This window comes from Pseudomonas sp. 2822-15, assembly GCF_002742515.1.
In the GTDB taxonomy this organism is placed as follows: Bacteria; Pseudomonadota; Gammaproteobacteria; order Pseudomonadales; family Pseudomonadaceae; genus Aquipseudomonas; species Aquipseudomonas salomonii.
The window spans coordinates 78,892-101,105 of record NZ_LJRY01000183.1; the positions used below are offsets into that span (position 1 = coordinate 78,892).

Genomic DNA, 22,214 nt, shown 5'->3' on the forward strand with positions numbered 1-22,214 from the left:
AAACAGTTTTCGAACACTTTCTGAGGGTTATGTGCATTACCCTCCGGGCCTGATCTTGTCTGGAAGGCCCGTGCCATGCGTCATTTTTTGCTGGTTGTCAGCCTGTTGTTGTCTCCACTGGCATTCGCCGGCACCGTGTTGGAAAACGCCCTGTGGCGTGTCGAACTCGACCCCGCCACGCTCGCGCTGCGCGTTACGCCCGCAGGCGAGGCCCCGGTGCAGGCGTCCAGCGGTGTGGCTGCCCATGCTGTCAGTGGTATGCAAGTGGGTGCCGAGCAGGCTGCCTGGCAGTGGGACAACGGCGCGTATCGCCTGATGGCTCGCCTTGAGCAGCGCGACCTGTCCCTGACCCTCAGCGCCCGCGAGCCGGGTGAATTGCCGCTGCTGCGCCAACCCGCTGCGGCCATGGGCAAGGGGTTGATCTGGCCCTTGGCCGAAGGGCATTACATACCGGCCGGTAACGCCGTGTGGAAAGCGTTTTTGCTGGAGCAGGGCGAACTCAATACCACTCAGGACCTCAGCCTGCCGTTATGGGGCATGGATCACGGCCGCTTCACATTGAACTGGTTGCTGACCAACCCCTACAACAATCAGTTGAAATGGCAGGCCGACGCCAAGGGCCTGGCACTCTCGGTGGTTCACGAATTTACCCGTCTTGATCCTACGGCGCCGATGACCTTGCGCTTGCACCTGGGCGACGCCGACCCATTGGCCGGTGCCAAGCGCTATCGGCAATGGCTGGTAGAGCAGGGCCGCTACGAGCCGCTGGCGGGCAAGCTGCAACAAACCCCCGAAGCCAAAAAACTGCTGGGCGCCAGCCATGTCTACCTGTGGGGCAACAGCCTGCTGGCCCCCGCTGATGTGCGTGATTGGCCGCTGCTGGTCAAACGCTTGCGCGGTCATGCACTCAAGGGGTTGATGGACAAACAGGCGACTCAGGTTCTGACGCGGGCCAAGGCTTTGAACCGTTATGAGCAAGGCGTTTTGCTGCGGGGCCTGAATGCGGCGATCAATCAGCAAGCCCGGCAGGCTTGGCAAGTCGAAGACCCGGACATGACCCGACTCGCCGCCCGCTATGGTGAGCTGCGCAGCGAGCTGGCCAAGGACTTTGCCGGGGCCTTGACCGATACCCCCGAGACCTGGGGCAACCAGACGATTCAATCCCTGCGCGACGCCGGGTTGCCGCGCCTGTTGCTGACCCTGGGCGAAGGCTGGGAAGGCGGCCTGTGGCATCCCGAAGCGATTCGCGCCGGTGTCGAAGCCGGTTACCTGATGGCGCCCTACGACTCCTATGAAACGGCCTTGTCCGCCAGCGAAAACCCGGACTGGACCACCGCGCACCTGGGCGCCAGGGCCTACCGCGACTGCGCAATTGTGCTCAAGGACGGCAAGCTGAAAACCGGCTTCCAGCAATCGGGCCACTACATCGACCCGCGCTGTATACGGCCTTTGCTGGAAGCACGGGTGAAGGCGGTGCAGGCCAGGGCCGGTTTTAACGCCTGGTTCCTGGATGCCTACGCCACCGGCATGGTGTTCGACAGCTACCGAGACAGTGCGCCGATGACTCAGGCGCAGAATGCCCAAGGCAATATCGACGCCTCCCGCTGGATCAACACGGTACTCAAGCTGCCGGCGGGCTCCGAAGATGGCAATGCCAGCACCGCCCAAGGCACTCTGTTCGCCCACGGCATGCAGACACCGGTGATCGGCTGGGGCGATCGGCAGATGACCCAGGACAAGCAATCGCCCTATTACCTCGGCAATTGGTACCCGCCGGAGCAGCCGGCAGTGTTCTTCAAGCCTGTGCCGTTAAAAGAGCCGTTTCGCACACTGTACTTCGACCCGACCATGCGCCTGCCGCTGTACCAGGCGGTGTTCCACGGTTCGGTGATCACCACCCACCATTGGCTGTTCGACAACCTGAAGTTGAGCAATGTGCGGGCTGAGAACGAGCTGACCCAACTGCTCTACAACGTGCCGCCGCTGTATCACCTCACGGATGCGACCTTTGCGCAGCGGCTGCCAGTGATTCAGCGTCAGGACCGTTTTTTCAGGCCGTTGCATCAGCGTTTGGCGGCTCAGGCACTGACCGAATTTCGTTGGCTGACGGCGGACAAGAAGGTGCAACAGACCACCTTTGCCGATGGCACAAGGTTGGTGGCGAATTTTTCTGTGCAGGAGCAAGCAGGGTATGTGGGGCGCAGCGTGACGGCGTTGGTGGCGGGTGAGAAACCGGTGGTGTATCAGGTGAAATAGCGGTGCTGCTTAAATTGCCATCGCAGGCAAGCCAGCTCCCACATTTTGATGTGTGAATACCTTCGAGTGTGGGAGCTGGCTTGCGTGCGATAGCGTCAGATCAAACAACGAGTCTCTAGGCCTTGCGCCACACACTCGCCAACCAAGGCTGCTGCTCGCGCGGCAACCCGGCCGGCCGGTAGTAATGCTCCAACTCCACAAACCCTGCCGCCGTCAGCAAACCTTGCCACGTCTCCAGGTCGTGGTAAGACCCGTACCGAGGCCCATTCCAGCCTTCCTGATTCTCACCCCGAGGGTTGGAACTGAACAACACACCACCCGGCTTCAGCGCCCCATGCAGCTGCTTGAGCACCCGTGGCAGTTCCTGTTTGGGAATATGAAACAGCACCGCATTGGCAAATACCCCATCAAAACGCGCGGCAGGTAAATCCAGCTTCAGGAAGTCCTGCTGCAACACCTCACAACCACTGTCTTCACGCGCCATCTGTGCAAAGCGCTCTGAGCCATCGAGCCCCACGGCAATATGGCCCATGCGCGTAAATGTGCGCAAATCCCGCCCTGGGCCGCAGCCGAAATCCAGCACGGTAAACGGCGCCGGGCCGTGGATATGCCGCAGCAAGGCGTCGATGTTCTGGCTCACGTCGTGGTCGCGGGTGCCTTCGCGGAAGTCTTCGGCGACTTTGTTGTAGTGGCCGAGGGTGGCGGTGGTGATCTGGTTGAGGTCGTCGGGGGCGAGTTTCATGGCGCAGGCTTCGAGCGGTTTGAAGAGAGGTGACTATACCCTATGAGTTGCCGCACCAGTGCGCGCAGAAATGACGGGGAATGCGGATGCGTATGCCGGCGGTTGACCAAGACGCAGAGTGAACGACGGATTTAATAGAGGTTAGAAAGTGACAGCCTACGGTTAAGTAGAGCTGCCCCTTTCTTAGGACTTACCGCGGTTAGTAAATTGGCTGCAAACACATTACAGGGTGCGTTTCAGTTAAATACTTGCAATAAATTCCGTTAGCATTATCGTAGTAAGTTACCCAGTAGGCCGGGCATCCCCCGCCCGAGTAAGCCCATCGCCCCACTAGAAAATTTGTTCCATTGATATAGTTGCGAGCGATATCATAAATGGCCGCGTCAAACATATACGCCCCCCCGACTGAGGCAGCCCAGGCCCACGCTTGTCCAAAGTTCAACGGAGTATTAGTGTACAGGAGGCGGTACACGTTACTTACATACACAGCGTAGGAGGTTTTTGTTCCGTTTCTGTCCAAGGCGGTTATCGTAGCAGAACCATTTGCATTTCCGGTCACCTTACCGCTCGCATCTACTGATGCGACTCTTGGGTTATTGGAGCTATAGGCATAGCCACCTGCCCCACCGGAGGCAACGCGGTACTGTACATTGCCAAAGGAGTCGGCGCTCGTTCTGGCTGCCGGAAACTCTTTAATAGAGACCCCGTTCAAATACATCGCCTGTTGCGCAATTCTCAGTTGCCCCTTGACTGTATAGTCCGTAAGCCGAAACGCAACAGCATTTTCTATATTGGTGCTCTTGTCCAGCGTGACCAACACCTCTACTTTAAAGTTGTTGGTCAAGCCTTCAAGCCATGGCCTTGATACCGGAATATTTACCAGTCCCTTGGTTACATCGGCGGAGGTTACTTCATAGGCTGTCAGTACAGCAAGTTGTGCTGTCCCAACACTTCTGCACGTAATCCATACTTTTTGGCCTGCGAAGATCAAGAGCCATTTGGCCAGCGTCAACGTGGCATTGCCAGCAAACGTCGCAAGGTTCTGTTCGCCTTTGTCCGGAGCGACATTAATCAGTGCCATCGGAAAGTTTTCTGCGGGGATAGTGCCGACAGTCAGTATTTGCGGTTCTGACCAGACTTCCTTGGTACCGGTTGTTACCTTGTATCGTAATGTGGCGGTTTTATTCACCAGCATGGCAATGACTTGCGCGCTGATCGTCACGTCGACTCGTCCGGCGGCTACCCCTTTCTGCGGAGCAATATCGGCGACAGTCCCGTCCGGATACAGCAACTCACAAGTGATAGTTTGCGCCGTGGTCATGCCGGAATATTTCACGCTTATGAAGGACCCTTGCAGGTAGTTCAACGGCGAAACAGAGAGTGTGGCCCCAGGTTTATTGTCGAAAGCCGGAGCAGGAAGGCTTGCCGGCACGGCCACCACTCGGTACTCACGCTTGCCAAAGGGCACCGCGGTCTCCGGTTCGTCGCGTTGCGCATAACTTACGCCAAACATAACTCTCAGAACCGAGTCCTGCTTGAGTGCTCTCAGCGTATCTCCCGCCAGGGTGAACGCAACCCCGTTTGCTACTTCGTCGTCGGTGACGTTGTCGGCCAGATAGACGGTTTCCCGGAGTGCAGTGCCATCAGCGTTGGTACCCTCGATGGTCAAAAACTTGCGTTGGTTTCTATGAATCAGGATCCACCGATCAACTTCGATCTTCACCTCGTTGCCCAATGCCAGCAAGGGGAAGAGTGCGTCCTTGATACCGTTTATCGTCGGTGCGGGCAGTGCCGTCACCAGCTTCAGTCGGATGGCTAGAGGTTTGGATGTATAAGTCCTGTTCCCCCGACTGAAACGATACTGCACGGTGATGTTGTTGCCGCCCTCCCGGATACCCAAGGCGATGATATGAGGCGGGATACGCACGTCAACGCTATTGGTCAGCGGGTTGCCCTTTGCGTGAACCTCAATGATGCTGATACCAAATTCACCTGCCCAACTGACAATAATGTCATCAGTCTTGCGCATGGAGGAGTAGTTAACTCGCACTGTGGCGCCGTTCAAGACGTCTTTGGGATGAACTTCATCCTGCAAGAGTTTATCGGCCTCCACGACGATGGGTGTGTCCATCACTACTTTGGGGCCAACGGTGAGGTTGAGTACTTCGGAGCGCGTATAGACTTTCGGCTTGTTGGCCGCGCCAGCCCGCTGCACGCTGTAGCTGAACGAGACTTCGCCATCGACATTCCCGAGTACTACTTCCTTTTTCAACTCAACCAAAAGCTCTGGTAAAAGGTGACCTTCGGTCGATGAGTCGATGAGAATACTGCCGCTGTCTGAGCTATCGTAGTCGGCCCCGATTGCATTCCAAACCAGTGTGCAGCCAGGGGTCGCGCCAATGTAGGGAAACGACATCAGCAAAATGGAGCGTTTCACATTTTTAGGATCGATGTTGCCGTCTTCGGCATATGTAACGACCGGCGCAGGTATTTCGACTGCGCGAACCCCCAGTTCGGCCGAGCGCTTTTCTGAATGGCGGATGGAGGAGGGAAGATTCATCCCGTTGTTGACGATGTAATGTACTTGGAAAAGACCTTTGTCTTGAAATATCTTCAGGTTTTCCTTGAGCACGTCACGTACGCCGCCCTGCTCTCCCGCCAGACGGGTGTCAGTATAGAGCAAGCCACCTTCACCGGGCTCTCCCTGTGCGAACACCACCATTTCCCTTCCCGTTTTATAGAAGGGGAAATATTCAGGAATTTTGACGATAGCATCCTTGTCGAGGGGCATGAGCGTGCCTTCGATCGGACTGATGTCAGGCGCTGGCATGTGTGTTGCTGTGCCCAGAACCCTGACAAAGGTGCTCCCCGATGTCTTCGTCCCGGCGGCGTTGGAAACGGTATAGAACGCGGTAAACCTGCCCCCCGCTGCTTTCGCAACGTGCTCATAGGCAACACTGAACGTTTCAACCCCCCCGTTCGTATCAGGAATCTCTCCCAAATCGACGGACTCAATTAATACGTTGTCTTCGCTGAAGATTCTTAAGCTGGCCTTGACCTTGTTGAGTGGCACGGGTTTTTTGGCGGCCCGAGGTGGGAAGGTAGTCAGCTGAAACAGCGGCCTTTCCTGCTGATCAAGATCAGCTTCAAACTCATCCAGGCCGTTCACTTTAAAACTTGGAGCGGGGAGCAGTTTGGGGTCCAGATTCGAGAGTAACGGAAAGCCTTTGGAAAAATGGTACTTGCCCCCGGACGTGTTCCCCACTACATCCACGACCTTGAATCTGACTTCGAACGGCCCACGCTGCGGACCTTCGTTGAGTACATTCTTTAGTGCGGGGTTGGCTGTGCCGTCTTCGTTTTTGCCATCTGGGACCCTGATTCTGAGCGCTTTAGTCCCGCTCGCTTCTAAGGGACTTACCGTATATTCGAAGGTTATGCCGCCCCAATCGATGGTGATGACATCGTTCCGGCTGCGGTTTTCATAATTTTCGATTAAGCAATATATACCGCCACTAAATGTATCGGCGTCAATGATCGAGCCCGGTTCCAGGCCTTCTACCGACAGCCTCAACTCGCTGTGCCACGGTTCCCATTCTTTTCGGTCTTCACCGCCCGGCCGTGTGGTCTTGATCAACACCCATTGTGTGGCAGAGCGACTCTCATTCCTGCTGCCCGCCCGCACGACCCGACAAAACATCGGAGAGATGCCCTCCGGCAGTTTCTTTCCGTCAATAAACAGGTGGTAGCGGGGTAGTAACTCTTTGACGAAGTCCGAGGCTATAGGATTGTTCAGATCACGCCAGCGACAGCCGTAATAGTCGCCGATATTTAGGTCATTCCAAGCCTCTATCGCTATGCCCACGGGGAATAATCTCTCGATACCCAGGCCCCACGTGGCACGAGGACTGTTGGGAGAGTTGTCGAGAGTTTCAGGGTACTTGACTTTAGTCAGGTCGACCGGGGGATAAGCCGAATAGGGGTCAGTCGGCAGATCATCATAGGGAACGGGCATAGTAGACATAGCCATCACCTTGCTGGATTAAGGGCGCGCTCAAATGGCGCTTTGGGGAAGGTAAATAAGGCACGTCGGGCAGCATTCGATTCTACTGTGAGAACTGACAGTCCCGATGAGCGGTACCCCCCTCATCCATGCAGCTGCGAAGGCGCCTCAACGCTTGTTCAAACCCCGCGCCAACCGATCCCCACCCAACTGAATCACGGCCACCAACACCACCAGCAGCACAATCACGGTCAGCATGATCTGCGTATCAAACCGCTGGTAGCCATACCGATACGCAATGTCCCCCAAGCCTCCAGCCCCAATCGCCCCGGCCATGGCCGATGAATTGATCATGGTCACCAGGGTAATCGTAAAACCACCCACAATTCCCGGCAGCGCTTCGGGCAACAACACATGCCAGATAATGTGCCAGCGGCGGCAGCCCATGGCCTGTGCGGCCTCGATCAAACCGTGATCGACCTCACGCAAACTCACTTCGGCAATCCGCGCAAAGAACGGCGTGGCGGCGATGGTCAGCGGTACAACGGCGGCCCACACGCCATAGGTGGTGCCGACGATCAGCCGGGTGAACGGGATCAGCGCCACCATCAGAATCAAAAACGGAATGGAGCGGAACAAATTGACGAACGCCCCCAGCACGCGGTTCAGCGCCGGAGCCTGGTAGATGCCGCCCTTGTCGCTGGTGACCAGAAACACCGCCAGCGGAATCCCCACCAGCAACGCGATCAGCGATGACACGCCGACCATCAACAAGGTGTCGATGGCGCCCTGTAATAAACGGTCAAACCACATAGCCCAGCACCTCCACCTGTTGTGCCCAGTGTCCGGCACGGTTGCGCAACGCTTCGGCGTTGTGGGGCGAGTCATTCACGGCCAGCAACAATTGCCCCAGGGCATGCCCCTGAATGCGTTCCACGCCGCCTTGCAGCAAGCGCACGCGCCCGCCGAGGGCGCTGAACAATGCGGCCAGGTCCGGTTCGTCTGCGGTGCTGCCGGTAAATTGCAACCGCAACACCACCGCAGCCGTCGACGAAGGTTCAGCCTGCAAGCGACTTTGCAGTTCGTCCGGCAGCCCGTGTTGCAACGGCGCCAGCAGGGTTTTGCTGACCTCGTGCTGCGGATTGCCGAACACCTGCCACACCGGGCCTTGCTCGACGATGCGCCCGTGTTCCAATACCACCACGCGGTCGCAGATGTCGCGAATCACCGCCATCTCGTGGGTGATCAACACGATGGTCAGGCCCAGGCGCTGGTTGATCTCGCGCAACAGGCCGAGGATCGACTGGGTGGTTTCCGGGTCGAGGGCCGAAGTGGCCTCGTCGCACAACAGAATCTGCGGGTCATGCACCAGCGAGCGGGCGATGCCCACGCGCTGTTTCTGCCCGCCGGAAAGTTGCGCCGGGTAGGCTGTGTGCTTGTCCTTGAGGCCGACCAGTTCCAACAGTTCCCGCACCTTTTGCTCACGCTGCGGTTTGGGTACTCCGGCGACTTTCAGCGGCAGTTCGACGTTCTGCCACACGGTCTTGGCCGACATCAGGTTGAAGTGCTGGAAGATCATGCCGATGCGCCGCCGCAGCGCCACCAGGCGGTCTTCGTCGAACTCACCGATGTCCACCTGATCAATCAATACACGCCCGCTGCTCGGTTGCTCCAGGCGGTTGATGGTGCGGATCAGCGACGACTTGCCCGCGCCGCTGCGGCCGATAATGCCGAACACTTCACCGTGCTGGATCGCAAGATCAATGCCTTGCAGGGCATGCACGGCGCCGTCATAGGTTTTGCCCAGGTTGATAAAACGCACATGGGCGCGGTTCAGGTCCGGGTGCAGCTCTGTCTGCTCGGCGTCCCTGGGCGGTGTGCCCAGGTCGCGCAGTAGGGCGTTGGCGGCGGTCATTTTTTATCTTCCCAGCCGACCTGGTAGAGCTTGCCGAGGGATTTATCCAGCGCCGCACGTACCACTGGCGAGTGCTGGTAAATGTCGACGAACTTGATCACGCGCGGGTCGGTTTTGCTCTTGGGCTGGATCACAAACTGAATCACGTATTCCGGGTGATCGAGGCCGTCGAACAGCAGCGCCGACTCGGCATCGAAGGTCTTGGACAGGCGGATATAGGCCGGGTAACCCTGCACCAGATCGGCGTCGTCATAGGCGCGCACCAGCTGCACGGCCTCGACTTGCAGGATCTTGAGCTTTTTCGGGTTGGCGACGATGTCTTCTTCGGTGGCCTTGTAGCCCACGCCCGGCTTGAGGGTGATCAGCCCGGCCTTGGCCAGTAGTTGCAGGCCGCGACCGCTGTTGATCGGGTCGTTGGCAATCGCCACGCTGGCGCCTTGGGGCAGGTCGTTGATGGTTTTGTACTTCTTGGAATACAGCCCGACGTTGTTGATGATGCCCGGCGCATACGGTACCAGGTCAAAACCGGCGGCGGCCTTGGCGTTTTCCAGGAACGGAATGTGCTGGAAGTAGTTCACGTCGATATCGCCGGCGGCCAGGCTGACATTGGGTGCGATCCAGTCGGTGAACTCCACCAGCTCGACTTTCAGGCCCTGCTTGCCGGCTTCAGCGACGGCGGCTTCAAGGGGAATCGCGAAGGCGGCGGTGGTGCCGATTTTCAGCGGTGCGTCGGCGGCAAATACGGCCGAGCTGAACAAGCCGAAGGCCAGGGCCAGTGCTTTGACTGGGTGGGAGAGCCGTGTTTTTTTCATAATCGATTTCCAGTCATAAGGTAATGGATAAGAACAATGCGGTTCTAAATGTGGGAGCTGGCTTGCCTGCGATGGCGGTGGGTCAGCAAAAAAAATGTGGCTGACAGACCGCCATCGCAGGCAAGCCAGCTCCCACAGTTTGGTTCAGTGTCGGTAAGTGGAGCCGGTGTGTTGTTCGGGCAGTCGGGCAGTGCCCTGGAAGACTTTTTCGCGCAAGGTGCCGGCCTCATAAGCCGTCTTGTACGACCCACGCTTCTGCAACTGCGGCACCACCAAATCGATAAAGTCGACATAGCTTTCCGGCGTCACAATCCGCGTCAAATTGAAGCCATCCAGGCCCGTCTCGCTGATCCAGGATTCCAGCTCATCAGCCACCTGCTCGGGCGAGCCGACCAAGGTGATATAGCGCCCACCCAAGGCGTGCTGTTCGAGCAATTTTCGCCGGGTCCAGTCGTTGTTCTGCAGGTTCTTGGTGGCCGACTGAATCGCGTTGCTTTTCACGTACTGGATCGGTTCGTCGATCCCGTATTGAGAAAAATCAATCGCCGTGGACGCTGAAAAATGCGCCACGCCGGCCTCCGGGCTGGCGTAACTCAAGTACTCGGCGTGCTTGGCCCAGGCCAGCGCTTCAGTGGCGCCAACGATCACGTTAAGCCCCATGAATACCTTGATGTCCTCCGGGTTGCGCCCGGCCTCGACGGCACTGGCGCGCACCTTGTCCACCTGGGCTTTGGTCGCGGCCTTGTTCTGGCCGCTGATAAACACGCACTCGGCATGGCGCCCGGCAAACAGCAGGCCACGGTCCGAACTGCCGGCCTGGAACAGCACCGGCGTGCGCTGTGGCGAGGGTTCGCACAGGTGATAACCCTCGACCTGATAGAACTCGCCGTGATGCTCGACCTTGTGCACCTTGCCCGGCTGCGCGTAGACCCGTTGCCTGGGGTCATTGAGCACCGCGTCGTCTTCCCAGCTGCCTTCCCAGAGTTTGTACAGCACCTGCAGGTACTCATCGGCCTGGTCATAGCGCCGGTCATGCTCGACCTGCTCGGTCAGGCCCATGGCCTTGGCCGCGCTGTCGAGGTAGCCGGTGACGATGTTCCAGCCGACCCGACCACGGCTCAGGTGATCGAGCGTAGACATGCGCCGGGCGAACAGGTACGGCGGCTCGTAGGTGAGGTTGGCGGTGAGGCCGAAACCGAGGTTTTTGGTCACGGCGGCCATGGCCGATACCAGCAGCAACGGGTCATTGACCGGCAGTTGAATCGACTCTTTGAGCGGCACGTCGATAGCGTTCTGGTACACGTCGTAGACGCCGACGATATCCGCGATGAACAAGCCGTCGAACAGCCCGCGCTCCAGGGTTTGCGCCAGGTCGGTCCAGTATTCGACGGTTTTGTATTGCGTCGAGGTGTCCCGTGGGTGGGTCCACAGGCCGTGGTTGATATGCCCGATGCAGTTCATGTTGAAGGCATTGAGCAGGATTTTTTTCTTCGCCATTCAGAGGGTCCCCCGCAGTGGCGGGTTTTCATCATTGAGGTAGTAATTGCCCACCGCGTGGTACTTCCAGCGCACCGGGTCGTGCAGGGTGTGCACCCGGGCGTTGCGCCAGTGACGGTCGAGGCCATGCTCGGCCAGAGTGGCCTGGCTGCCGGCCAACTCGAACAAGGTGCTGCCGGCGGCCAGGGAGATTTCCGTGCTCAATGCGCGCACTTCAGCGACAGCAATGGAGGCTGCTGCGACGGTCTGGGCATTGCTGTCGGCCTGGGCGCGGTCGAGGTATTCACCCGAGCGCTCCAGCAAGGCCTCGGCCGCGTGCAGGCGGATGCTCAAGTGGCCGAAGCTCTTGAGCGTCAGTGGGTCTTCGCTGGCCTTGTCGTTGCCGGCGTCGATCCATGGGCGGGTTTTGGTGCGCACAAAGTGCAGCGCATCCTCAAAGGCGGCGCGGGCGATGCCGGTGTCGATGGCGGCGTGAAGGATCTGCGCCAGCGGGCCGACGGTGGTCGGGCGCTCGAAGGCGCTCTGAAACGGGATCACGTCCTGGGCTGCCACCCAGACGTTTTCAAACACCACCGAACCGCTGCCAGTGGTGCGCTGGCCGAAACCACTCCAGTCGTCGATCACGCTCAAGCCCTCGCTGTCGCGGGGCACAAACGCCAGTTGCTGCACGCCGTGTTCATCCACCACCGAAGTAGGGATGCGCTGGGCGTAGATCGCGCCGGTGGAGTAGAACTTGCGGCCGCTGATGCGAAAACCATCGCCGTCGCGGCTGATGGAGGTGACGCGGTCGTGGGCGGTTTTGGTGCCCAGTTCCGCCAAGGCGTTGCCGAAACGTTGCCCGGCGAGTACTTCGGCGTACAGGCGTTTTTGCTGGGCCGGGCTGCCATTCACACGCAGTACTTCCAGCGCATAAAAATGGTTTTGCGGGATCTGGCCCAGTGAGGCGTCGGCCTGAGCGATCAGGGCGATGACCTTGGCCAGAGTGACGTTGGACACACCGGCGCCGCCATATTCCTTGGGCACGCTGATGCCCCACAGGCCGGAGCGCGAAAACACGTCCAGTTCGGGCAGCGGCAAACGGCGTTCGCGGTCACGCTGGGCGCTGTCACGGGCAAAGTCTTCGGCGAGGTCGCTGGCGACAATAAGGGCTTGTTCGTCGCTGGTGATGACCGCGACGTTAGGGGAAAAAGACATGGGTTTCTCCAGATGTCTGGTCGGTCAGATCCAGGAATGTCGAGCAGGCAAAGTGCCGTTTAGTCGATACGCGCCGATGGCGTGATACTTCCAGCGCACCGGGTCGTGCAGGGTGTGCACGCGGGCGTTGCGCCAGTGGCGGTCGAGGTTGAATTCGGCGAGGGTGGCGCGGCTGCCGGCCAGTTCGAAGAGCTTTTCGCTGACCAGCAACGACACTTCGGTGGTCAGCACCTTGGCCTCGGCCACGGCGATTGAGGCGCGGGCGGCCGAGTGCGCGGTGATCGGTGCGGCGCTGACTTCGTCCAGCAGCTTGCCGGCCTTGCGCAGCAGGGCTTCGGCGGCGTGCAGTTCGATTTTCAGTTTGCCGATATCGGCGATCACGTACAGGTCATCGCTGGCGCGTTCGACCTTGGCGTCGATCCACGGGCGCGAACGTTCGCGCACGAAGGCGATGGTGTCATCCAGCGCCCCACGGGCGATGCCGGCATCGATGGCGGCCTGGATCAGTTGCGAGACGGCGCCCTGGATATTCGGGCTTTCGCCGAGGCGCCAGTTGTCGACGACCAACTCTGCGTCCACCGGCACCTGATCGAGCAATACCGTGCCGCTGGCGGTGGTGCGTTGGCCAAAGCCCGACCAATCGTCAACGATGCGCAGCCCTGGCGTGCCACGGCGCACAAACGCCATGACTTGCTTGCCGTCATCGTTCAGTGCTTTTACCGCGACCCAATGGGCGAACAAGGCGCCGGTGGAGTAGAACTTCTGGCCGCTGATCACATGGCCGTCATCCTTGGCAGTGAGGCGCGCCTTGAGTTCCAGGGTGTTTTTGGTGCCGCGTTCGGGGCCGCCATTGCCGATGCGCCAACCGTCGAGCACGCTCTGGAACAGCTGCTTTTTCTGGCGCTCGGTGGCGGTGCTTTGCAGCAAGTGCAGAATGCCGAAATGGTTCTGCGGGATTTGCCCGAGGGCCGGGTCCGCAGCGCTGATGATCGCGAACACTTCGGCCAGGGTCACGAATGACACCTGGGGGCCGCCGTATTCACGGGGAATGGAAATACTGCCCAGCCCGCTGCGGGTGAACTGTTCAAGCTGCGCCCAGGGCAGCTTGCGCTGCTGGTCGCGTTTGGCCGCTTGCAGGCGCGCGGCCTGAGCCAGCTCGTGGGCCGCGCTCAACGCCTGGGCGTCGTTGCGCAGCACCGTGGCAGGCAACAGCAGTGGGGCTACGTCCAGATCACTCTGGGGGGGTGTTAGAGCCAAGTTAGACATCAGCGCCGCTCCTTGGCTGCACGTAATGCCCTGGCGTTATGCACCGGGGTAATTCTGACCATACCGACCTCGCATTCAATGAAATAAAAACAGAAAAATCAGAGATGTCCGGTGGTCCGGTGCATATACCCTAAGCGTGTTAAATTTTTAAATAAACTAACTTATTGGAATATGCATAGAAGGGCTGTCACCCGGGCTCGCAGGGCGAGCCGGGCTGGCGCGGTTGATAGGTCGTCGCGGCCCTGACGGGGCGGGCTGGCGGCTGTGGCGCGCAAGTAGCGATGTTCAAGGTGCGTACCGGTGCCCAGCGCGAATTATTGCCGACCCGATCGAGAATGCAGTAGGTCACGTCCAGGCGGCTGTCGTCGCCCGCTTCGATAATCACTGTGGAAGGCACCCACACCTGCACCGGCAGGCCGACGCCTTTGGCCTGGATTCTCGGCAGGTCCAGGCGCACATCGCCCCAGCGCAGGGTGATGGCGTCGCCCGTGGCCATGTTCAGGTAGGGCTGGATGGTCAGCGGGATGCCGCGCCGCACCTGGCTGCCGTTGACACCGTAGCGGCGGATGGTCTCGGGCAGGCCCACGGGGGCGAGGTTCTGGTTTTCATCGTCCAGCAGTGCGCAGGGGTGGCCACCCGGATAGCAGGTCTTCACGGGCACCTGAGTGAGGTCTGAACGTGCCGGGCCCTGGCCGACTTGCATGACCTGATAGTGAACCCGTGCGGTGCCATCCTGAATAAAACTTTCGGGTACACGCAGGCGGGTCAGCGTGCCGACCTTGCACGCGGTAATCCGACGCGAGTCGGCAAAGCAGTTGTTCCAGAACAGTTCGATCAGGTCGCCCTCGTCCATGCCAGGGTAAGGCGCGATATCCACCTGCAATTGGGTCGCGGCGATGGCATTGATGCCGTGTCGGTTTGCCTGGGGCAGGGTTGGGGCGGTGAACGTGGCCTGAGGTGCGGTGCGCGTCATAAGTAATCTCCTTGATGCAGCCAGCAGCAATCGTTCCGGCGCCCGTGGCGCGTTTGCGCGTAAGGTGCCGAAAGGAACGATTCAGTGAGTAGCCGGGATAGGATCCAATCCTCTGTGCGCTAGATAAGAGGGTTGGCCAGCGGGCGTCAATGGCGGCAAAAGGCTAAACGGCGAGTTGGAGAAGATTCAGAAAAGGCTGACGCGGCGGGGGATTTTAAGGCGGGTTTGGCGGGGTGTTTTACTGATGGGAACGAGGATTTTGTGTAGGAACGCTGTTAGGTGGGAGCTGGCAAGCCAGCTCCCACAAAAACTGTCAGTGGGCTAGAAACTTGCTCAAAAACTGCTTGGTCCGCTCTTCCTTGGGGTTGGCAAACAGCGCCTTGGCTTCGCCTTGCTCGACGATCACGCCTTTGTCGAAGAAGATCACCCGGTTGGCCACATCGCGGGCAAAGCTCATTTCGTGGGTGACGATAACCATGGTGCGGTTTTCTTCGGCCAGGCTGCGGATGGTCGCCAGCACTTCGCCGACCAGCTCCGGGTCGAGCGCCGAGGTGGGTTCGTCAAACAGAATCACCTCCGGCTCCATGGCCAAGGCACGCGCAATCGCCACGCGCTGTTGCTGGCCGCCGGACAGCCGCCGTGGGTACGCGTCTTCCTTGCCTGCCAGGCCGACCCTGGCCAAGAGCTTGCGACCGAGTGCGGTCGCCGCCTCGCGCGGCATCTTCTTGACCACGATCGGGCCTTCGATGACGTTTTCAAGCGCGGTGCGGTGCGGGAACAGGTTGAAGTTCTGGAACACAAAACCCACATGCTGGCGCAAGCGCCGCACCAGGCCTTGTTGCTGGTTGAGCGGTTTGCTGCTGTCGATCTCGATATCACCAACCTTGATACGGCCGCTGGTGGGTTCTTCGAGGAAGTTCAGGCAGCGCAGGAAGGTGGTCTTGCCGGAGCCGCTGGGGCCAATGATGGCGACCACTTCGCCTTCCTTGACCTCCAGGTCGATGCCGTTGAGTACCACCTGAGCGTTGAATTGTTTGGTCAGTTTTTCAACCACGATCATGCTCAGGACTCCAGGTCATGCCGGTTGACCCGGTCTTCCAGGCGATTTTGAAAGTGCGCCAGGATGCTTGCCAGGATCCAGTAGATCAGGGCGGCGGACAGGTACATGGTGAAGATTTCGAAGGTGCGCGCCGACACCAGCTGTGCCTGACGGAACAACTCCGGCACCTGAATGGTGGCGGCCAGCGCCGTGTCCTTGACCAACGAAATAAAGCTGTTGCCCAGCGGCGGCAGGGCCGTGCGCATGGCCTGCGGCAGGATGGCCCGGCGCAGGGTCTGCGCGCGTGTCATGCCGATGCTGGCGGCAGCTTCCCATTGGCCGCGCTCGATGGAGCTGATCGCGGCGCGCAGGATTTCACAGGCGTAAGCGGCCATGTTCAGCGAAAAGCCGATCATGGCCGCCGGAATCGGATCCAGCTCGATGCCCACTTGCGGCAAGCCGTAGTAGATCAAAAACAGCTGTACCAGCAAGGGCGTGCCGCGAAAGAACGACACGTAGACTCGGGCGGTCCAGCTTAGAAGCTTGAAGCGCGACAAACGCATCAAGGCCAGGCCGAAGCCCAGCAGCAAGCCGAAAAACATCCCGCCGAGGCTAAGAATCACCGTGTAGTACGCGCCCTTGAGCAGAAAGGGCGCGGAGTCCAGCGCGAGTTGGAAACCTGCTTCCATTATTCAGTGACGTCAGCGTTGAAGTACTTCTCGGACAGCTTTTTCAAGGTGCCATCGGCGCGCAGCTTGTCGAGGGCCTTGTTCACCGCGTCGAGCAGTTCCGGCTCGCCTTTGCGCAGGGCAATACCGGCTTCCTGACGAGAGAAGGCATCACCGGCCGCAGCAGTGTCCGGCGCCTTCTTGGCGTACTCCAGCGCGGCCAGGCGGTCGATCAGGATGGCGTCGATACGGCCGATGCGCAGGTCCTGGAACTTGGTCGGGTCATCGTTATAGGTCTTGATGATGGCTTTGGGTTGGTTGTCCTTGAGCCATTGTTCGTAGTTGGTGCCCAGGCCCACACCGACTTTCTTGCCGGCCAGGTCGTCGGCGGTCTTGATGCTGTCGACGTTTTTCTTCAGCACCAGCGCCTGGATACCGGAGACGGTGTAAGGCTTGGAGAAGTCATACTTCTTCTTGCGCTCCTCGGAGATGGTCACTTGGTTGACCACCGCGTCCAGGCGCTTGGATTCCAGGGCGGCGAGGATGCCGTCCCACGGCGTGGCCTGCAGCTTGACCTTGACGCCCAGCTCTTTGGCCAGCGCTTCGGACAGCTCGACTTCAAAGCCGCTGAGCTTGCCGCTTTCATCGACAAAGCTGAACGGCGGGTAGGTGCCTTCCAGGCCGATCTTGATTTCGCCGGCTTTCTTGATGTTGTCCAGCTGCTCGCCCGCGATGGCTTGGCCCATCAGACCAGCCCCGAGTGCCAAGCCCAAAGTGCCAACCAGCAACGTGCGACGCAATACAGAAATAGTCATGAACAGCCCCTGTGTTTTTATGTTGAGCGAAGCAGGTGACGCAGTAGTCGTATCCTGCCTTAAAGCGCGGTGCGCGTCTTCGCCTGCGGCGCGACTATAAAGCCAGTTTTTAAGACTTGAAAATAATATAAAATTAATTTGATATTTCTTTATGGAATATTAATTTGATCCAATGCGGGAGCTGGCTTGCCTGCGATAGCGGTCCGTCAATTACAAATGTGTTGGCTGATACACCGCTATCGCAGGCAAGCCAGCTCCCACAGTTTGATCCGTGTTATTCAGTTAAGCACCGAGTCATAGGCAAACAACGCCGGTGCCCCGCCGGTGTGCAGGAAAATGATCGGGCCGTCCTCAAACCGCTGACGCCCGATGCCATCGAGCAAACCGGCCATGGCCTTGCCGGTGTAGACCGGGTCCAGCAGCAAGCCTTCCTGGCTGGCTAATAGCTTGACCGCTGCCAGGGTGCCAGCGTTCGGTTCGCCGTAGCGCGGGCCGAAATATTCGTCCCACAGAATCACTTTGAAGGCTTCGGGAATGTCCACGTCCAGCAACTCGGCGGTGCGTTCGGCCAAGCCTTGTACCTTCGGGAACTGGGCTTCTTCGGTGCGCGACACGGTGATGCCCACCACCGGCAGATTCGGCAGCACTTCACTCAACGCCAACGCCAGGCCGCTGTGGGTGCCGGCGCTGCCCGAGGCCAGTACCACGGCGGCAAACTCAATGCCGCTGTCTTCGATCTGCCCGGCCAGCTCCAGCCCGGCGCGCACGTAACCCAAGGCGCCCAAGGCATTGGAGCCGCCGATAGGGACGAGGTAGGGCTTCTTGCCGTTGCTGCGCAGGCGGTCGGCGAGGGCGTTGAGCTGGTCGTCGACGTTATCGAGGTTTTCGACCAATTCGACTTTGGCGTCGAACAACTCCAGCAGCAAGCGGTTGCCATTGCCCAGGTAGTTGGGGTCTTCGGTGCCGGTGGGGTTTTCCAGCAGCGCCACGCAGCCCAGGCCGAGCTTGGCGGCCAGCGCGGCGGTCTGGCGCACGTGGTTGGACTGGATGGCGCCGGCGGTCACCAGGGTGTCGGCACCTTGCGCAAGGGCATCGGCGCCCAGGTATTCAAGTTTGCGCAGCTTGTTGCCGCCCATGGCCAGCGGTGTGGTGTCGTCTCGCTTGACGTAAACGTCCCTGCCCAGCCAGGCCGACAGCCGCTCGAGTTTTTCCAGGGCGGTGGCGCCGCCCAGCAGTTCCAGGCGGTTAAAACGGTCGAGCTGTTGTTTGATCATGGCGACGTACAGTGGCTAAGTGATGGGGGGACTATAGGCAGGCACTTTTCATCGGGCAACCGCCAATCGCTTATGCCGGATAGTTCTTAGCATCACACCATTGGTTCTTAAGGGCGGCCAGGGTGCATACCGTAAAGTGACGGCCATATCGTCAGGAGTGAATACCGTGAGTGAGCGTTCCAGTCATTGGCAATTACAGACCATCGTCAGCCAGCTGCGCAGCGCCCGGGACCAGTGGCGCACGCGCAATGGTCGCCTGAGTGGCGAACACGGTGGCCGTGAGTTGCCGTCCCGCGAGGCGGTGGCGCAGATTCTTGAGTCCTTGTGCGGCGCGCTGTTCCCGATGCGCCTGGGGCCGGTGGACCTGCGTGAAGAAAGTGAAGATTTTTACGTCGGGCATACCCTCGACGTCGCCCTGAATGCCTTGCTCGCCCAGGCCCGCCTGGAGCTGCGCTATGCCGCGCGCCAGGGCGCCAAGGATGACAGCGAGGTCGATGCACTGGCCATCCGCCTGATCCAGGACTTCGCCCTGGCCTTGCCCTCACTGCGCAGCCTGTTGGACACCGACGTGCTCGCCGCCTATCACGGCGACCCGGCCGCGCGCAGTGTGGATGAAGTGCTGCTGTGCTATCCGGGGATTCTGGCGGTGATTCACCACCGCCTGGCGCACCACCTGTACCGCGCCGGGCTGCCGTTGCTGGCGCGGATCAGCGCGGAGATTGCCCACTCGGCCACCGGCATCGACATCCACCCCGGCGCGCAGATCGGTCCGAGTTTCTTCATCGACCACGGGACCGGTGTGGTGATCGGCGAGACCGCGATCATCGGCGAGCGCGTGCGCATCTACCAGGCCGTGACGTTGGGCGCCAAGCGCTTCCCGGCGGATGAGGACGGGCAGTTGCAGAAAGGCCATCCGCGCCATCCGATTGTTGAGGACGATGTGGTGATTTACGCCGGGGCGACGATCCTGGGGCGCATCACCATCGGCAAGGGCTCGACCATCGGCGGCAATGTGTGGCTGACCCGCAGCGTGCCGGCGGCGGCGAACATTACGCAGGCGAATTTGCAGCATGACGACGGTGCGCAGAAATAGTATTTGAGCCAAACACCGATCAACTGTGGGAGCTGGCTTGCCTGCGATAGCGATCTGTCAGTTACAGATTTGCTGACTGACCCACCGCTATCGCAGCGATGCGGCGACCCGACAAGCCAGCTCCCACAGGTTTAACCGCATTTCAAATTAGACCCGTAATCGCTGAACGATTTACCTCTCGCGCCCGTCATACCAATCCTTGAGCTAGTGTAGGAATTGTCTACCACTCAGCCCTGCGATTAGTCCCAAACCGCCTACCTATGTTTAACTTGAATGCTCGTTCAAGTTAAACCCGGTGGTTCGCTGCCCGCTCACAACAGGAGGCTTACCTTTGCTGAGTCCGTTATTTACAGCCACATCACACACCTTCGGGGTGCATCGTTCATGAGTGCATCGTCCACCCCATCCAGCGGCCTGGTGCGCATGAATGCGCCGGTTTTCTTCTTTGCCGCAACCTTCATCCTGCTGTTCGGCATCACTGTCATCGCTATCCCGCAACAGGCCGGTGCCTGGCTGCTGGCGGCGCAAAACTGGGCGGCCAACACGGTCGGCTGGTACTACATGCTCGCGATGACGCTGTATCTGGTCTTCGTGGTGGTCACCGCGCTATCGGGCTACGGCAAGATAAAACTCGGTGCCGACCACGACGAGCCCGAATTCAGTTACCTGTCCTGGGCCGGCATGCTGTTCGCCGCCGGGATCAGCATCACGCTGTTTTTCTTCTGCGTCTCCGAGCCGCTGACGCACCTGGTGCAGCCGCCTCAGGGCGCGCCGATGAATGCCGACGCCGCTCGCCAGGCCATGCAGATCCTGTTTCTGCACTGGGGGCTGCATGGCTGGGGCGTGTTTGCCTTTGTCGGCATGGCCCTGGCGTACTTCGCCTACCGGCATAACCTGCCGCTGGCGCTGCGTTCGGCGCTGTACCCGCTGATCGGCAAACGCATCAACGGCCCCATCGGTTATGCGGTGGACGGTTTCGGCATCATTGCCACGGTGTTCGGCCTGGGCGCCGACATGGGGTTTGGCGTGTTGCACCTCAACTCCGGTCTCGACTACCTGTTTGGCATCGCGCACACGCAGTGGATTCAGGTCGGCCTGATCACCCTGATGATGGGCGCCGCGATCCTCGTGGCCGTGGCCGGTGTCGACAAGGGCGTGCGAGTGATGTCCGACATCAACATGCTGCTGGCCTGTGCGCTGCTGCTGTTCGTGTTGTTCGCAGGCCCTACCCAGCACCTGCTCAACACCCTGATCCAGAACATCGGTGACTACCTCGGCGCCTTGCCGACCAAGAGCTTCGATGTGTACGCCTACGACAAACCCAGCGACTGGCTGGGCGGTTGGACGGTGTTCTACTGGGCCTGGTGGATCGCATGGTCGCCGTTTGTGGGCCTGTTTATCGCGCGTATTTCCCGTGGCCGTACCATCCGTGAGTTCGTGTTCGGTGTGCTGCTGATCCCGCTGGGTTTCACCCTGGCGTGGATGTCGATTTTCGGCAACAGCGCCATCGACCAGGTGCTCAATCACGGCATGACCGCGCTCGGCCAGTCGGCTATCGATGACCCGTCGATGAGCCTCTACCTGCTGCTGGAAACCTACCCGTGGAGCAAAACGGTGATTGCCGTCACGGTGTTTATCAGCTTCGTGTTTTTCGTCACCTCGGCGGATTCCGGTACCGTGGTGCTGTCGACCTTGTCGTCCAAAGGCGGCAACGCCGATGAAGACGGGCCGAAATGGCTGCGGGTGTTCTGGGGCGCGATGACAGCGCTGGTCACCAGTGCCCTGCTGTTTGCCGGCAGTATCGACTCGCTCAAGTCGGCGGTGGTGCTGACCTCGTTGCCGTTCTCGCTGATTTTGCTGCTGATGATGTGGGGGCTGCACAAGGCCTTCTACCTCGAATCGCAGAAGCAGATTGCCCAGCTGCATTCGCTGGCACCGGTGTCGGCGGCGCGTAAAGGCCGAGGCGGCTGGCGTCAGCGTTTGAGCCAGGCTGTGCACTTCCCGTCACGCGATGAGGTGTACCGTTTCCTCGAAGCGACGGTGCGCCCGGCGATCGAAGAAGTGACGGCGGTGTTTGTCGAGAAGGGCCTGAATGTGGTGACTCAGCCTGACCCGTCCAACGACAGCGTCAGCCTCGAAATCGGGCATGGCGAGGAGCATCCATTCGTTTACCAGGTGCAGATGCGCGGCTACTTCACGCCGTCGTTTGCGCGCGGTGGCATGGGTTCCAAGGAGATCAACAACCGCCGCTATTACCGCGCGGAAGTGCACTTGAGTGAGGGCAGCCAGGACTACGATCTGGTGGGCTACACCAAGGAGCAGATCATCAACGACATCCTCGACCAGTACGAGCGCCACCTGCAGTTCCTGCACCTGGTGCGCTGACCCGCCGATCGTTCCCACGCTCCGCGTGGGAATGCCGCCTGGGACGCTCTGCGTCCCGCCGCAGAGGTGACGCAGAGCGTCAATGGATGCATTCCCACGCAGAGCGTGGGAACGATCAAATGCCCGCAAACCCGCGTAATTAAAGGCTTTCTTAAACTTAATTTCATTCGTGAACTAAGTGTTTTGACTCCGAACTGTCATCTGGCCACTGCGTAATTGTGTGAAGCGTTTGACGCTTTCATTTCAGAACAGTGACGGAGACCGGTAACAATGAAGACGTTA

Annotated in this window: 16 protein-coding genes; 3 read left to right on the forward strand and 13 right to left on the reverse strand. The window is 59.6% G+C overall.

What is annotated here, in order from left to right:
- Window positions 1-75: 75 nt before the first annotated feature.
- Entirely contained in the window at window positions 76-2,256 is a 2,181-nt protein-coding gene (locus tag AOA59_RS12490; RefSeq protein ID WP_099487629.1) for a glycoside hydrolase, read from the forward strand.
- A 115-nt stretch (window positions 2,257-2,371) separates the two neighbouring features.
- On the opposite strand, the gene AOA59_RS12495 is transcribed toward AOA59_RS12490, so the two are convergent.
- The 13 genes from AOA59_RS12495 to AOA59_RS12555 all read right to left on the reverse strand — a co-directional run bounded on the left by AOA59_RS12495 (window position 2,372) and on the right by AOA59_RS12555 (window position 18,454).
- Window positions 2,372-2,998, reverse strand: coding sequence for a bifunctional 2-polyprenyl-6-hydroxyphenol methylase/3-demethylubiquinol 3-O-methyltransferase UbiG (locus AOA59_RS12495; RefSeq protein WP_099487631.1), 627 nt, complete (start codon window positions 2,996-2,998; stop codon window positions 2,372-2,374).
- Between the two features lie 199 nt (window positions 2,999-3,197).
- Window positions 3,198-7,022 carry an Ig-like domain-containing protein gene (locus AOA59_RS12500; RefSeq protein WP_158235245.1) on the reverse strand — a complete coding sequence of 1,275 codons (3,825 nt, stop codon included), beginning with the start codon at window positions 7,020-7,022 and terminating at the stop codon, window positions 3,198-3,200.
- A 147-nt stretch (window positions 7,023-7,169) separates the two neighbouring features.
- The gene (locus AOA59_RS12505) at window positions 7,170-7,814 is read right to left on the reverse strand and encodes a methionine ABC transporter permease (RefSeq protein WP_065930862.1); all 645 of its coding nucleotides are present in this window, start codon (window positions 7,812-7,814) and stop codon (window positions 7,170-7,172) included.
- A complete protein-coding gene (locus AOA59_RS12510; protein WP_069786390.1) occupies window positions 7,804-8,916 on the reverse strand; it encodes a methionine ABC transporter ATP-binding protein in 1,113 nt (370 codons plus the stop codon). Before AOA59_RS12510 ends, AOA59_RS12505 begins: the two co-directional genes overlap by 11 nt.
- Entirely contained in the window at window positions 8,913-9,728 is an 816-nt protein-coding gene (locus tag AOA59_RS12515) for a MetQ/NlpA family ABC transporter substrate-binding protein (protein ID WP_099487635.1), read from the reverse strand. Before AOA59_RS12515 ends, AOA59_RS12510 begins: the two co-directional genes overlap by 4 nt.
- 144 nt (window positions 9,729-9,872) lie before the next feature.
- Window positions 9,873-11,225: an LLM class flavin-dependent oxidoreductase gene (locus tag AOA59_RS12520; protein ID WP_099487637.1), complete on the reverse strand. Its 1,353-nt coding sequence runs from the start codon at window positions 11,223-11,225 to the stop codon at window positions 9,873-9,875.
- Window positions 11,226-12,419, reverse strand: coding sequence for an SfnB family sulfur acquisition oxidoreductase (locus AOA59_RS12525; RefSeq protein WP_099487639.1), 1,194 nt, complete (start codon window positions 12,417-12,419; stop codon window positions 11,226-11,228). It lies immediately after the preceding gene.
- A gap of 24 nt (window positions 12,420-12,443) precedes the next feature.
- Entirely contained in the window at window positions 12,444-13,685 is a 1,242-nt protein-coding gene (locus AOA59_RS12530) for an SfnB family sulfur acquisition oxidoreductase (protein ID WP_099487641.1), read from the reverse strand.
- Window positions 13,686-13,872: 187 nt separating this feature from the next.
- Window positions 13,873-14,658 carry a hypothetical protein gene (locus AOA59_RS12535; RefSeq protein ID WP_099487643.1) on the reverse strand — a complete coding sequence of 262 codons (786 nt, stop codon included), beginning with the start codon at window positions 14,656-14,658 and terminating at the stop codon, window positions 13,873-13,875.
- 313 nt (window positions 14,659-14,971) lie between these two features.
- Window positions 14,972-15,718 (reverse strand): L-cystine ABC transporter ATP-binding protein TcyN, encoded by a 747-nt coding sequence (tcyN, locus tag AOA59_RS12540; RefSeq protein WP_065930855.1) that lies wholly within the window; start codon window positions 15,716-15,718, stop codon window positions 14,972-14,974.
- 2 nt (window positions 15,719-15,720) lie between these two features.
- Window positions 15,721-16,386 carry a cystine ABC transporter permease gene (gene tcyL, locus AOA59_RS12545; protein ID WP_017135731.1) on the reverse strand — a complete coding sequence of 222 codons (666 nt, stop codon included), beginning with the start codon at window positions 16,384-16,386 and terminating at the stop codon, window positions 15,721-15,723.
- Entirely contained in the window at window positions 16,386-17,180 is a 795-nt protein-coding gene (gene tcyJ, locus AOA59_RS12550; protein ID WP_065930854.1) for a cystine ABC transporter substrate-binding protein, read from the reverse strand. The genes tcyL and tcyJ overlap by 1 nt, the downstream gene beginning before the upstream one ends.
- A 278-nt stretch (window positions 17,181-17,458) precedes the next feature.
- Window positions 17,459-18,454, reverse strand: a complete 996-nt coding sequence (locus AOA59_RS12555) for a D-cysteine desulfhydrase (RefSeq protein WP_099487645.1) — start codon at window positions 18,452-18,454, stop codon at window positions 17,459-17,461.
- Between the two features lie 166 nt (window positions 18,455-18,620).
- Between AOA59_RS12555 and epsC the strand changes: the two genes are divergently transcribed.
- Both epsC and betT read left to right on the forward strand, forming a co-directional pair.
- Window positions 18,621-19,547: a serine O-acetyltransferase EpsC gene (gene epsC, locus AOA59_RS12560; RefSeq protein ID WP_065930852.1), complete on the forward strand. Its 927-nt coding sequence runs from the start codon at window positions 18,621-18,623 to the stop codon at window positions 19,545-19,547.
- Between the two features lie 423 nt (window positions 19,548-19,970).
- Window positions 19,971-21,932 (forward strand): choline transporter BetT, encoded by a 1,962-nt coding sequence (betT, locus tag AOA59_RS12565; RefSeq protein ID WP_178076263.1) that lies wholly within the window; start codon window positions 19,971-19,973, stop codon window positions 21,930-21,932.
- The last annotated feature ends 282 nt before the right edge of the window (window positions 21,933-22,214 follow it).

Coding starts and splice junctions, on each gene's coding strand:
- AOA59_RS12490 (WP_099487629.1), top strand. CDS start 76: ATGCGTCATTTTTTGCTGGTTGTCAGCCTGTTGTTGTCTCCACTGGCA.
- AOA59_RS12495 (WP_099487631.1), bottom strand. CDS start 2,998: ATGAAACTCGCCCCCGACGACCTCAACCAGATCACCACCGCCACCCTC.
- AOA59_RS12500 (WP_158235245.1), bottom strand. CDS start 7,022: ATGTCTACTATGCCCGTTCCCTATGATGATCTGCCGACTGACCCCTAT.
- AOA59_RS12505 (WP_065930862.1), bottom strand. CDS start 7,814: ATGTGGTTTGACCGTTTATTACAGGGCGCCATCGACACCTTGTTGATG.
- AOA59_RS12510 (WP_069786390.1), bottom strand. CDS start 8,916: ATGACCGCCGCCAACGCCCTACTGCGCGACCTGGGCACACCGCCCAGG.
- AOA59_RS12515 (WP_099487635.1), bottom strand. CDS start 9,728: ATGAAAAAAACACGGCTCTCCCACCCAGTCAAAGCACTGGCCCTGGCC.
- AOA59_RS12520 (WP_099487637.1), bottom strand. CDS start 11,225: ATGGCGAAGAAAAAAATCCTGCTCAATGCCTTCAACATGAACTGCATC.
- AOA59_RS12525 (WP_099487639.1), bottom strand. CDS start 12,419: ATGTCTTTTTCCCCTAACGTCGCGGTCATCACCAGCGACGAACAAGCC.
- AOA59_RS12530 (WP_099487641.1), bottom strand. CDS start 13,685: ATGTCTAACTTGGCTCTAACACCCCCCCAGAGTGATCTGGACGTAGCC.
- AOA59_RS12535 (WP_099487643.1), bottom strand. CDS start 14,658: ATGACGCGCACCGCACCTCAGGCCACGTTCACCGCCCCAACCCTGCCC.
- tcyN (WP_065930855.1), bottom strand. CDS start 15,718: ATGATCGTGGTTGAAAAACTGACCAAACAATTCAACGCTCAGGTGGTA.
- tcyL (WP_017135731.1), bottom strand. CDS start 16,386: ATGGAAGCAGGTTTCCAACTCGCGCTGGACTCCGCGCCCTTTCTGCTC.
- tcyJ (WP_065930854.1), bottom strand. CDS start 17,180: ATGACTATTTCTGTATTGCGTCGCACGTTGCTGGTTGGCACTTTGGGC.
- AOA59_RS12555 (WP_099487645.1), bottom strand. CDS start 18,454: ATGATCAAACAACAGCTCGACCGTTTTAACCGCCTGGAACTGCTGGGC.
- betT (WP_178076263.1), top strand. CDS start 19,971: ATGAATGCGCCGGTTTTCTTCTTTGCCGCAACCTTCATCCTGCTGTTC.